Genomic DNA, 12,385 nt, shown 5'->3' with positions numbered 1-12,385 from the left:
GGTGCAAACGCCGCGCTTCTGGGGGCAGGACTTCAAGGCCACGGAAGCGGTCTTGTTGCTGATCTGTTCGCGTCCGTTGCGGACGAGCTGTTGAATAGTTGGCACTGTTAATCTCCTAGATTTTGGAGTGCAAATATAGTTTCTTTTTCCAAATTTTTCAAGTACTTAGGGTTAATTATCCGTTTCTTCGCCTTCGTCACTGCTGACTTCGTTGTCAAGCATCTGGATTCCGGTATCGGAAGCTTCGGTGTATTCGCCCTGAATACCCATAGGCCGAGCCGCGACATCCGCTGCTGCATCGGCGTCCACCACCTGGACGTTCCTCAGGTGGCGGGCTCCTGTACCGCACGGAATAAGACGACCCATAATCACGTTTTCCTTAAGACCCAGGAGCGGGTCAACGCTACCTTCGATGGAAGCGCGGGTAAGGATCTTGGTGGTTTCCTGGAACGAGCAGGCAGAGATGAAGCTGTCTGTTGCGAGGGAAGCCTTCGTGATACCAAGGAGCATCGGCGTGAAGGTCGCCGGAGTCTTGCCGAGTTCGACCAGGCGGTCGTTCTCTGCGCGCAGACGGGCCTTGGAAATTTCTTCGCCCGGAAGCAGTTCGGAGTCTCCGGATTCCTTGACCTTCACCTTGCGCATCATCTGGCGAACGATACATTCGATGTGCTTATCTGCAATAGCCACACCCTGCAGGCGGTACACCGCCTGGATTTCGTTCACCAAGTGACGCTGGACCTCTTCAGGACCAAGGACGTCGAGGATATCGTGGGGATCCACGCTGCCTTCACTGATCTTCTGACCAATGTGGACACGGTCACCTTCGTTGACCGCCAGATGGACGCCGCGGGGAACCAGCACTTTCTCTTCCTGGTCATCCATCTTAATGTAAACTACCTGATTGTTGCGGACTTCTTCGATCTTTTCGACGAGGCCGTCGATCGGAGCGATGAACGCCTTGTTCTTCGGAACGCGAGCTTCGAAGAGTTCGGCCACGCGCGGAAGACCGCCCGTAATGTCACGGGTCTTACCGGCAGCGCGCGGAAGCTTTGCAACAGTCTGACCGACGGTCACCATGTCGTGAGCCTTAACGGTAAGGATAGCGCCATCCGGAAGCATGTAGTTACCGATCTTCGTGTTGGAAGAATCAACGATGGTAACTGCCGGGTGGAGGTCCTTCTTGCCGTGCTGCTTGTCGCTAATCACGGTCCAGGTTTCCACGCCCGTCACTTCGTCCGTTTCGGAACGGTAGGTGCGGTTTTCAACCATGTCGGTGAACACCACCTTACCGGAAACGTTACTGATAATCGGGCTGTTGTACGGATCCCAGTCGAACATGATGTCGCCCGCATTCACGGTCTGACCATTTTCGACATGGAGGATGGAGCCGTACGGAATCTGGTAACGACCCTTGTTGATGCCGGTCTTGTCAAAGATAACGAGTTCAGCCATACGGCTGGTAACGACCTTCTGGCCTTCGTGCTCGACGGTTTCCACCTGTTCGAGTTCGATGTGGCCATCGACGGTTGCCTTCTTGTCGCTTTCGACAGTCAGACGAGAAGATGCACCACCGATGTGGAAGGTACGGAGGGTAAGCTGCGTACCCGGTTCGCCGATGGACTGTGCAGCGAGCACGCCAACAGCTTCGCCCAGGTCAACCGGACGACCGGAAGCCAGCATACGGCCATAGCACTTGGAGCAGACGCCGTTGCGGGAATCGCAGGTAAGCACGGAACGCATCTTGATGTGTTCGAGACCGGTAGCGGAGATCTTCGGAAGATCGCGTTCGGTCACGAGTTCGCCGGCCTTGACGATCACTTCGCCAGTCACCGGGTGCTTGATGTCGTCCACCGGTGCGCGACCGAGGAGACGTTCTTCAAGAGCGATCACGGTATCGTCACCGTCCTTGAATGCGGACACTTCGATGCCGTTCGTGGTACCGCAGTCTTCTTCGGTAATCACGAGGTCCTGGCCCACGTCCACGAGACGACGAGTCAAGTAACCAGCGTCAGCCGTCTTAAGGGCGGTATCTGCCAAACCCTTACGAGCACCGTGAGACGAGATGAAGTATTCCATCACGTTCAGGCCTTCGCGGAAGCAGGACTTAATCGGGTTTTCAATAACTTCCTGACCACCGAGCTGCTTGATCGGCTTCTGCATCAAACCACGCATACCGGACAGCTGCTTAATCTGTTCACGGCTACCACGAGCGCCGGAGTCGGCCATCATGTAAACCGGGTTGAAGCCGTCGCGGTCGCTGGAGAGCAAGTCCCACTGCTTGGCAGCAACTTCGGAGGTCGTCTTGGACCACACGTCAATGGTCTGGTTATAACGTTCACCGTCAGTAATCACACCGTCTTCATAGAGGCTACGGATGCGCGACACCTGTTCGGCAGCCTTGTCGAGCATTTCCTGCTTTTCCTTCGGGATCACCATTTCGGCGATAGCCACAGAAGAACCGGCGCGGGTTGCCCACTTGTAACCGTTCGCCTTCAGGTCATCGAGGTAATCCACGGTCACGCGGTTACCGGTGCGGCGGTACAGGTCGTCGATGGACTTCGCGATCACCTTCTTGCCGAAGGTTTCGTTGGCGTAGCCGAGTTCCTTCGGAACGAATTCGTTGAAGATGATACGACCGACGGTCGTCTTGATAACATTGTCTTCCTTAAGGGTAAGGAACTTGATCTTTTCGCCAGCCTTCACAGCCTGTTCGATGTTGCCGTTATCGTCGGCAGATTCACGCAGGCACACAGCGTCCTTTTCGAGGGCGCCCATGTAGATCTTCTGGCCAGCCTTGAGCTTCAGGTAAACGATAGCGTTCAGGTCGACAACACCGTTTTCGTAGGCACGCACGGCTTCGGCGGAGTCGAAGAAGTGCATGCCTTCACCCTTGCGGCGCGGACGCGGCTTGGTCAGGTAGTACAGGCCGAGCACGATGTCCTGGCCGGGTACCGCGATCGGCTGACCGGAAGCCGGGTGCAAAATGTTGTTCGAAGAGAGCATGAGAACGCGGCATTCCAGCTGCGTTTCGAAAGACAGCGGAAGGTGGCATGCCATCTGGTCACCGTCGAAGTCTGCGTTGAATGCAGTACAGACGAGCGGATGGAGGCGAATTGCGTTACCTTCGATCAGGCGCGGGTAGAAGGCCTGAATACCCAGACGGTGAAGCGTCGGGGCGCGGTTCAACATCACCGGGTGGTCTTCGATGATTTCTTCGAGGATATCCCACACTTCCGGGCGTTCGGCGTCCACGTACTTCTTCGCGGACTTGAGGGTATAGACGATACCTTCTTCTTCCAGACGGTGGATGATGAACGGCTTATAAAGTTCGAGAGCCATGCGCTTCGGCAGACCGCACTGGTGCATGCGAAGTTCCGGGCCCACCACGATCACGGAACGACCGGAGTAGTCCACGCGCTTACCGAGCAAGTTCATACGGAAGCGGCCCTGCTTACCCTTCAGGAGTTCGGCGAGACTCTTCATCGGACGGGCAGAACCCGTACGGGCGCTGCGACGGCCACTGTCGAACAGCTGGTCCACGGCTTCCTGCAACATACGCTTTTCGTTGCAGAGAATCACGTTCGGGGCGCGGAGGTCAATCAACTTCTTCAAGCGGTTGTTGCGGTTGATGACGCGGCGGTAAAGTTCGTTCAGGTCGGACGTTGCGAAACGGCCACCTTCGAGCGGAACGAGCGGACGAAGATCAGGCGGAATCACCGGAAGCACGTCGAGGATCATCCAGGACGGCTGGTTCGGCAACAGGCATGCTTCGTTCTTGTAGCGGTCACGGAATTCCTTGTAGGCGTCGGCAAGCACGAACTTTTCGTGCTTTGCCTCGTAGTCGGCCTTGAATTCGGCAACGGCTTCGGCGAGGCCACGGAGCCACGGCTGAGCGGCATCGCGCTTCATGGCGGCTTCGGGATTTTCATAGTATTCGCGGAAGCTTTCGCGCTGCGACTTGAGGAAGGCGTCCACCACCTTGAGGCGCTTCAGGGCGTCGTCCTGCTTGGTCTTGGACTTGGACTGTGCCTGCACGCGGAGATCTTCGGAAAGGGCGATCAGGTCGACTCGGTCGAGCAGCTGCTTGATGGCAGACGCACCCATCTTGGCGTCAAAGACGCGGCCTTCGTTGGTGAGGTCCACATACTGGGCTTCGTCAATCAAGGTGTTGGGTTCGAGATCGGTAGTACCCGGATCGATCACTACGTACTTTTCGTAGTAGATGATGTAGTCGAGATCCTTGGTAGAAAGGTTCAGGAGCGCACCGATGACGCACGGCTGGTTGCGGACGAACCAAGTATGGGTCAGAGGAATGGCGAGCTCGATGTGGCCCATGTACTTACGGCGCACGTTGGAGTGGGTCACTTCCACACCGCAACGGTCGCACACCACACCCTTGTAACGGATGCGCTTGTACTTACCGCAGTTACATTCCCAGTTCTTCACCGGTCCAAAGATCTTTTCGCAGAAAAGACCATCCTTTTCAGGCTTGAAGGAACGGTAGTTGATGGTTTCGGGCTTGGTCACTTCACCATGGGACCAGCTGCGGATCATTTCCGGAGCGGCAAGGTGAATCGAAATATCGCCAGAATTTTCGCGTTCAACTTCTTCGACCATATTACTTATCTCCATTGGTCTGAATATTGAGACCCAAAGAACGAACTTCGCGGATCATAACGTTAAAGGATTCAGGAACACCCGGCTTCGGCGTGTTCAATCCGTGGACGATGGCGTCATAGACCTTGGAACGGCCCTGCACGTCGTCAGACTTGACGGTGAGGAGTTCCTGCAGCGTGTAAGCGGCACCGTAAGCTTCCATAGCCCACACTTCCATTTCACCGAAGCGCTGGCCACCGAACTGGCTCTTACCGCCAAGAGGCTGCTGGGTCACGAGGGCGTAGCTACCGATAGAACGGGCGTGGATCTTGTCGTCCACCAAGTGACCGAGCTTAAGGTAGTACATGTAACCAATCGTCACCGGGTTCAAGAAGGCTTCACCGGTACGGCCGTCATAGAGCTTTGCCTTACCGATAATCTTGTTGTTTTCCGGATCCATTTCGTAGTTCACGATCGGGTTCTTCTGGTAAGCCTTTTCAAGTTCCTTGCAGATGTCTTCGAACTTGGCACCGTCGAACACCGGAGTCGAAACCTTGAAGCCGAGCGTCTTTGCAGCCCAGCCCAGGTGAACTTCAAGCACCTGACCGATGTTCATACGGGAAGGCACGCCCAGCGGGTTCAGAAGGATTTGGAGCGGACGACCGTCTTCGGTGAACGGCATGTCTTCAACAGGCACGATCTTGGAGACCACACCCTTGTTACCGTGACGACCAGCCATCTTGTCACCGATGGAGAGGCAACGCTTCTTCGCGATGTAGACCTTCACGCACTTGAGCACGCCCGGCTTGAGTTCGTCGCCCTTCGTGACCTTGTCGATTTCCTTTTCCATGGTACGGGTCAGTGTATCGAGGTTGTCGCGTGCGACGAGCACGAGCGAGAGAACCTTTTCCTGGAGTTCGTCGTCGCCCACCACGAAGGTGGATGCCGGAGAAACCTTGGTCACGTCGATAGCGGCAAGGTTCTGTTCGGTGTAGGTCTTGCCTTCCTGAATCAGCGGTTCGTGAGTTTCGTTATCGAGCACCTTGCCGGCAGCCTTGCCGCCCAGGAGTTCGAACAGGTGTTCGGAGCAGGATTCCTTGATCTTGTCGATCTGGGCCTGGAAATTGGCGCGGATCTCGTTGATGGTTTCCTGGTCCTTTTCCTTGCTATTCTTGTCGCCCTTGTCCTTCTTGCTGAAGATGCGGGTTTCGAGCACGACGCCCTTCATTCCCGGAGGAGCCTTCAGAGAGGAGTCACGCACATCACCGGCCTTTTCGCCGAAGATTGCGCGGAGCAGGCGTTCTTCCGGAGTGAGTTCCGTTTCACCCTTCGGAGTCACCTTGCCCACCAAAATGTCGTCGGCAGAGACTTCGGCACCCACGCGGATCACGCCGTTTTCGTCGAGGTTACGCAGTGCGTCTTCGCCGACATTCGGGATTTCGCGGGTGAGTTCTTCGGGGCCGCGCTTCGTGTCGCGGACTTCGAGTTCGTACTCTTCGATATGGATAGAGGTAAAGGTATCCTTGATGGCGAGCTCTTCGGAGATGATAACGGCGTCTTCGTAGTTGTAACCGTTCCAGGGGAGGAAGCCGATCAAGATGTTCTTACCGAGAGCCAGTTCACCGTGGTCGGTAGAGACACCGTCGGCAAGCACGTCGCCAGCCTTGACGAAGTCGCCCACGTTCACGATAGGCTTCTGGTTGATGCAGGAGTCCTGGTTGGAGCGTTCGAACTTGCGGAGCACATATTCGTCAACCGGATCCTTGCCGAGGAATTCGTAGTCTTCGCCGAGACCGGTCAGCGGCACAAAGTTGCCGTCGACCATGTCGCCACGCTGCACGGTGATGTTGCGGGCATCGACGAAGGTGACCTTACCGTCGTGCTTGGCGCGCACAACCGTACCCGAGTCAAGGGCGGCGCGGCGTTCGAGGCCGGTACCCACCACGGGGGCTTCGGCACGGAGCAGAGGCACTGCCTGGCGCTGCATGTTGGAACCCATCAATGCACGGTTAGCGTCATCGTGTTCGAGGAACGGGATAAGACCAGCGGCCACAGACACGATCTGCATCGGGGCCACGTCCATGAGGTCGATGCGTTCGGTTTCGGTGTCGTCGAGGGCAAAGCTGTCCTGGCGCATGAGGTGCGGATATTCGCTCTTGTCGCGGACGATCACGTAGCCGTCCATGTCACCCTTGAAGCGGTTGTCTTCGGTGAGTTCGGTAGAGGCAGGAGCAACCCTGAATGCGTCTTCTTCGTCGGCGGTGAGGAAGGTGATGTAGTCGGAAACGATCTGTTCGACCACAGTACCCACCTGTTCGTAGTCGGCCTTGCCGTTAAAGTCATCAACGGTGAAACCGTTGCGGTAGTAAGTCACGGTGCCTTCGGCATCCTTGAACGCAAAGACCTTGTTCACAAAGCCTTCAAACAGTTCACGCTGCTTGAGGTCGAGGTTCATACGCACGGAATCAATCTGCTTCTTGGAAAGTTCCAGTTCCAGGAAGAGGTGCGGGTCATGCACGAAAGCCTTGAAGATACCGAAGTGCCACTTGGATTCGGGAATCTTCACGATGTTGCCCTTGGCATCCTTGAAGTCGATGAGACCCACGATACGGTACGGGGTTTCGATGAAGCCGAAGTGGTTCACCACGGCGAAGGAAGCGAGGGAGTTGATAAGACCGATGTTCGGGCCTTCCGGAGTTTCGATCGGGCAGAGGCGGCCGTAGTGCGTGTAGTGCACGTCACGGACTTCGAAGCCTGCGCGTTCGCGGGAAAGACCACCAGGACCGAGAGCGGAGAGACGACGCTTGTGAGTCAGTTCAGAAAGCGGGTTCATCTGGTCCATGAACTGGGACAGCTGGGAAGAACCGAAGAAGGACTGCACCGTGGAAGACACCATACGGGTGTTCACGAGGTCGCGCGGAGTCTTCTGTTCGTCTTCGCCGCTGATGTTCAGGTTTTCGCGGATCACGCGGGACATACGGGAGAGGCCCACGGAAATCTGGTTTGCGAGAAGTTCACCCACGGAGCGGGTGCGGCGGTTGCCCAAGTGGTCGATATCGTCGAGCGTGTAGCCTTCGGTATCGCTGTAGAGGCCAACCATGTATTCGATGATGGCAAGGAAGTCTGCCTTGCTCATGGTCATCGTGGTAAGAGACGGAATCTTGAATTCGTCGCCGAGAGAAGCGAGGATTTCGCGGATTTCCGGCTTGCTGTAAATCTTTGCATTCAGGCGGTAGCGGCCCACTTCACCGAGATCGTACTTGTGCGGGTCGTCGATGAACTGGCTGTCGAAGTAGAGTTCGGCAGTACGCATGTCCGGAGCTTCGTCCTGCTGCTGGTGGGTCACGGAGTAGATCGCCTTGAGGGCGTCTTCGCGGGACTTGGACTTGTCGGCAGCAAGGGTGTAGTGCATGAGCAGGTTGTCTTCTTCCTTGGAGAGAAGGACAATCTTTTCGACATTGCTATCGCGGAGACGGTCGAACTTCTTCTGGTCGATGACATCGTTTGCATAAAGGATGACGTCGCCGTTGTTCGTATCGATGGCGTCTTCGAAAACGATGCGGTCATAAAGGACCGGATTGCCGTTTTCATCCTGCTGATCGATGACATCAGCAACCACGACTTCTTCGGTCTTCTTGTAGAAGAGCTTGAGGATTTCTTCGGTGGTTTCAAAGCCGATGCAGCGGAGCATCGTCGTTGCGGCGAGCTTCTTCTTGCGGTCGATGATCAGGTAAAGGGTGTCGCCTTCGGTATTGAATTCCACCCAGGCACCGCGGTGCGGAATAATGCGGCTCTTGTAGTCGGAACGGCCGCTGGGCTGGAGTTCTTCGTCAAAGCTGATACCGTAGGAACGGTGCAACTGGGAAACGACAACGCGTTCAGCGCCGTTGACGATGAACGTTCCGTTTTCAGTCATGATCGGGAGTTCGCAAATAAGGACGTCGTTCTTAACTTCTTCCTTGAGCTTGCGATCTTCGCCATCTTCCTCGAAAATCTGGAGGGAAAGGGTGGCGTAAAGCTCCATGGAATACGTGAGACCACGCTCACGGCATTCGGGGATGCTGTACTTCGGGATACCGAAATAATAACCTTCATACTTAAGGGAATAGAGCCCCTTGACGTCGGTAATGGGGAAAATATCCTGGAACACGCGTTCCAGCCCAACCTTAAGACGTTTTTCTTGCGGGATTTCCTTCTGGAGGAATTGCTCGTACGAAGCCTTCTGGACTTCGATCAGGTACGGGAGTTCCAGCTGGAACTTGTTGGAGGAATAGCTTTTTCGCTCCGTGGTCATTTGAAATACCTCATCCGGTGAAGAGCTTTTTTACCTAAAAATAGCAAAAAATAGCGACAAACATTATACACCAAAAGCCCGCACATACAGTGCAGGCAGTTGGCATATAATAAGTCAATGAAGTGAAAGCATTACTTCAGAGCGACCTTTGCTCCGAGATCTTCCAGGTCCTTCTTGAGCTTTTCAGCGTCAGCCTTCGGCATTGCTTCCTTGACCACGCTGTTGGCCTTTTCGACCAGGTCCTTAGCTTCCTTGAGGCCCAGACCGGTGATGGCGCGGACGGCCTTGAGGACGTCCATCTTCTTAGCGCCGCATTCGACGAGGATGACGTCGAATTCAGTCTTTTCTTCAGCAGGAGCGGCAGCAGCGGCGGCCATTACGACGGCGCCACCGGCAGCAGCTTCGATGCCGTGGGTTTCTTTAAGGTAGTCAGCCAAAGCCTTGGCTTCGAGAAGGGTAAGACCAACGATTTGATCGCCCAGTGCCTTGATATCAGTTGCCATGATGTGTTTCTCCGATTATTCCGTTTAAATTTTTTGGTTTGTGGTTTGTTGTTAAGCTTCCGCAGCGGCTTCGGGAGCAGCTTCGGAGCCCGATTCTTTTTCCAGCTTTTCCTGGAGTGTCTTGATTTGACCGGCGATCGTGGAGCCAGGTCCGAGAGCGATGGAGACGATCTGAGCGATCATGCCCTTGCGATCCGGGATCTTGGAGAGGTTCACGACTTCGGAGCCAGGCATCGCCTTGCCATCAAGGTACACGCTCTTGGCAACCAAGAAATCGGGGTTTGCTTTGTGGAATGCTTCAATTTCGCGGGCAGGCAGAAGAGGGTCTTCTTCGAAACCGACCATCACGGAGGTAGCTCCGGTCAGGAGGTCGTCGAGACCTTCTACCTTAAGGGCAGCGAGCACGCGCTTGAGAAGAGTGTTCTTCACAGCGTGGTACTTCACACCCTTCGAGGCGAGAGCCTTACGGAGGGCATTGTCCTTTTCAACGGTCATGCCTTGATAATTGAGCAGATAGACGGCGGTAGCGCCATTGAAGGACTCGACGAGCGAATCCACGGTCTGTTGTTTTTTAACTACAGCTTTCATGGTATCTCCTAGCGCGTCAGTGCCATATCAAGTTTGATGCCCGGAGCCATCGTTGCGGACAACGTAAGGCTCTTGATGTATGTGCCCTTAGAAGATTGCGGCTTGTTCTTCACGACGGAGTCAATGACAGCCTTAGCGTTTTCAGCGAGCTGATCGACACCGAAGGAGAGCTTGCCCACGGGGGCATGGACGTTGGCGCCCTTGTCAACGCGGTACTGAATCTTACCAGCCTTGAGTTCCTTAACCGTCTGGGCCACGTTAACCGTAACCGTGCCGGCCTTCGGAGAAGGCATCAAACCGCGAGGACCGAGGACCTTAGCGACCTTACTAATCACCGGCATCATGTCGGGAGTAGCAACGACGGAATCAAAGTCCAGCCAGCCTTCCTGAATCTTCTGAACCAAGTCAGCACCACCAGCGTAGTCTGCGCCTGCGTTCTTTGCAACTTCAAGGTTATTGTCCTTGCAGAAAACCAAGACGCGGACCTGACGACCGGTACCATGCGGCAGCACAACCGTGCCACGAACCACTTGGTCGGAATGTTTTGGGTCCACACCGAGATTGAAGTGGATTTCGACCGTCTGGTCGAACTTCAATTCGGACTTTTTAAGGATTTGGATTGCTTCGGCAAGATCGTAGGCTTTGCTACGGTCGATGCTTTCAGCAACCTTTTTGTATTTTTTTCCTCTGAACATGGTGTTTCCTGTCAGATACGTAACGGTGAATTACCTGCCTCAGTCAACCACTTCAACGCCCATGGAGCGAGCAGTACCCGCGACCATGCGCATAGCGGCTTCGAGGTCGATTGTGTTTAGATCCGGCATCTTCTTTTGGGCGATATCCTGGACCTGGGCCTTGGTGAGCTTACCAACTTTCTTACGGTTGGGTTCGCCAGAGCCGCTTTCAATGCCGGCAGCCTTCTTGATGAGGGCCGGAACCGGCGATACCTTCGTGATGAAGGTAAAGCTCTTGTCGGCATAGACCGTAATGACGACCGGGATAATCATTCCCTTGTCGTTCTGGGTCTTTGCGTTGAACTGCTTGCAGAATTCCATGATGTTCACACCCTTCTGACCAAGGGCGGGACCAACCGGGGGAGCCGGGTTTGCGGCGCCGGCCGGAATCTGGAGCTTAATATAACCTGTGATTTTCTTTGCCACTGTATTATCTCCGTTTCAAAACCGTACAATTAAGCGTTGTCGGACTCGACCTGGTTGCAGGCAAGTTCAACAGGCGTAGAACGACCGAAGACAGTCACCATGACCTTGATCTTGGTCTTGTCTTCCATAATTTCGTCTACAACGCCCACAAAGTCCTTGAAGGGACCTTCCTTGATGCGGACATTTTCGCCAATGGTGTACGGGTTTGGGTTCTCGCCTTCTGCAGAGCCACTAGGATCAACTCCCAGAATACGATCGACCTCGCTCTGTTGTAATGGAACGGCAACCCTCTTAGAAGGCGTCATTCCAAGGAAATGGGTGACTCCATTGATGTTCATCACCAAATGCTGGGTGAGCTCGTCCAGCACCATTTCTATGAAAACGTAAGTAGGCATCGCGTTCTGTACAGATACGCGACGACGACCGCGAGTATTGGAAACAACCTCGCGAGTCGGAACGATAATCCTACCGAACTTTTCCTGAACGCCTTCGCGTTCAATCATGAGTTCGATACGTTTCTTAATGTTGTTTTCTTGACCGGAAAAGGTGTGAATCGCATACCACTTCATCTCAGGCATAACTTAACCTCTTCCCATGATCTTGTCAATAATCCAAGAAAAACCGACGTCAAGACCTGCAATATAGAGACCCATAATGACACTGAAGAGCATCACGACGAGGGTTGATCCCTTGAGTTCTTCCCAAGTAGGCCAAGTAACTTTTTTCAGTTCCTCGATGGATTCCTTGACATATTGCTGGATCTTGCGCATAATAACTCCGGGAAGTGAGCAGGTCGGGAGGGACTCGAACCCCCAACCAACGGTTTTGGAGACCGTGACTCTACCAATTGAGCTACCGACCTATTCGGACTTCCTTACTTGGTTTCCTTGTGAACAGTATGCTTGCGGCAGAACGGGCAGTACTTCTTGTACTCCACGCGGGAGGGGTGAAGGCGCTTGTTCTTGTCGCAGTCATAGTTGCGCTGATTGCATTCGGTGCATTCGAGCGTGATGAGTTCTCTGGGCATTTTATTATCCGATTACTTGATGATTTCGGTTACGGAGCCAGCGCCAACGGTACGGCCACCTTCGCGGATTGCGAAGCGGAGCTGCTTTTCCATTGCCACCGGGGCGATCAGGTTCACGTGGATGGTCACGGTGTCACCCGGAGTCACCATTTCGACACCTTCCGGCAGCTGGATCGTGCCAGTCACGTCGGTGGTGCGGAAGTAGAACTGAGGACGG

General features: G+C 54.6%; 9 protein-coding genes, 1 tRNA gene and 2 pseudogenes. All 12 read right to left on the bottom strand.

What is annotated here, in order from left to right; genetic code table 11:
- A pseudogene (locus ACKI61_RS05680) lies at positions 1-105 on the bottom strand (30S ribosomal protein S12); the annotation flags it as partial.
- Positions 106-171: 66 nt separating this feature from the next.
- Positions 172-4,617: a DNA-directed RNA polymerase subunit beta' gene (gene rpoC / locus ACKI61_RS05675; protein WP_407456795.1), complete on the bottom strand. Its 4,446-nt coding sequence runs from the start codon at positions 4,615-4,617 to the stop codon at positions 172-174.
- Position 4,618: 1 nt separating this feature from the next.
- The gene (gene rpoB / locus ACKI61_RS05670) at positions 4,619-8,890 is read right to left on the bottom strand and encodes a DNA-directed RNA polymerase subunit beta (protein ID WP_407456794.1); all 4,272 of its coding nucleotides are present in this window, start codon (positions 8,888-8,890) and stop codon (positions 4,619-4,621) included.
- A gap of 131 nt (positions 8,891-9,021) precedes the next feature.
- Positions 9,022-9,393: a 50S ribosomal protein L7/L12 gene (rplL, locus tag ACKI61_RS05665; RefSeq protein WP_072980602.1), complete on the bottom strand. Its 372-nt coding sequence runs from the start codon at positions 9,391-9,393 to the stop codon at positions 9,022-9,024.
- Positions 9,394-9,444: 51 nt separating this feature from the next.
- Entirely contained in the window at positions 9,445-9,981 is a 537-nt protein-coding gene (rplJ, locus tag ACKI61_RS05660; protein ID WP_072801177.1) for a 50S ribosomal protein L10, read from the bottom strand.
- Between the two features lie 8 nt (positions 9,982-9,989).
- Positions 9,990-10,676: a 50S ribosomal protein L1 gene (rplA, locus tag ACKI61_RS05655; RefSeq protein WP_407456793.1), complete on the bottom strand. Its 687-nt coding sequence runs from the start codon at positions 10,674-10,676 to the stop codon at positions 9,990-9,992.
- 39 nt (positions 10,677-10,715) lie between these two features.
- Positions 10,716-11,141, bottom strand: a complete 426-nt coding sequence (rplK, locus tag ACKI61_RS05650) for a 50S ribosomal protein L11 (protein ID WP_072801175.1) — start codon at positions 11,139-11,141, stop codon at positions 10,716-10,718.
- A 29-nt stretch (positions 11,142-11,170) separates the two neighbouring features.
- Positions 11,171-11,719, bottom strand: coding sequence for a transcription termination/antitermination protein NusG (gene nusG, locus ACKI61_RS05645; RefSeq protein WP_407456792.1), 549 nt, complete (start codon positions 11,717-11,719; stop codon positions 11,171-11,173).
- Between the two features lie 3 nt (positions 11,720-11,722).
- Positions 11,723-11,911 (bottom strand): preprotein translocase subunit SecE, encoded by a 189-nt coding sequence (secE, locus tag ACKI61_RS05640; RefSeq protein WP_072980610.1) that lies wholly within the window; start codon positions 11,909-11,911, stop codon positions 11,723-11,725.
- Between the two features lie 19 nt (positions 11,912-11,930).
- Positions 11,931-12,003: transfer RNA gene (locus ACKI61_RS05635), tRNA-Trp, on the bottom strand.
- Positions 12,004-12,015: 12 nt separating this feature from the next.
- On the bottom strand, positions 12,016-12,168 hold the full coding sequence (gene rpmG, locus ACKI61_RS05630) for a 50S ribosomal protein L33 (protein ID WP_072801172.1): 153 nt from the start codon (positions 12,166-12,168) through the stop codon (positions 12,016-12,018).
- A gap of 12 nt (positions 12,169-12,180) precedes the next feature.
- Positions 12,181-12,385 (bottom strand): annotated as a pseudogene (gene tuf / locus ACKI61_RS05625) (elongation factor Tu); the annotation flags it as partial.

It is taken from the genome of Fibrobacter sp. (assembly GCF_045601785.1).
GTDB lineage: Bacteria > Fibrobacterota > Fibrobacteria > Fibrobacterales > Fibrobacteraceae > Fibrobacter.
The sequence above is the reverse complement of the archived record's forward strand: the minus strand, read 5'-3'. Positions and strand labels throughout refer to the sequence as shown.

What these genes read in the sequence shown, in the direction of transcription:
- rpoC (WP_407456795.1), bottom strand. Translation starts at nt 4,617, where the DNA reads ATGGTCGAAGAAGTTGAACGCGAAAATTCTGGCGATATTTCGATTCAC.
- rpoB (WP_407456794.1), bottom strand. Translation starts at nt 8,890, where the DNA reads ATGACCACGGAGCGAAAAAGCTATTCCTCCAACAAGTTCCAGCTGGAA.
- rplL (WP_072980602.1), bottom strand. Translation starts at nt 9,393, where the DNA reads ATGGCAACTGATATCAAGGCACTGGGCGATCAAATCGTTGGTCTTACC.
- rplJ (WP_072801177.1), bottom strand. Translation starts at nt 9,981, where the DNA reads ATGAAAGCTGTAGTTAAAAAACAACAGACCGTGGATTCGCTCGTCGAG.
- rplA (WP_407456793.1), bottom strand. Translation starts at nt 10,676, where the DNA reads ATGTTCAGAGGAAAAAAATACAAAAAGGTTGCTGAAAGCATCGACCGT.
- nusG (WP_407456792.1), bottom strand. Translation starts at nt 11,719, where the DNA reads ATGCCTGAGATGAAGTGGTATGCGATTCACACCTTTTCCGGTCAAGAA.
- secE (WP_072980610.1), bottom strand. Translation starts at nt 11,911, where the DNA reads ATGCGCAAGATCCAGCAATATGTCAAGGAATCCATCGAGGAACTGAAA.
- rpmG (WP_072801172.1), bottom strand. Translation starts at nt 12,168, where the DNA reads ATGCCCAGAGAACTCATCACGCTCGAATGCACCGAATGCAATCAGCGC.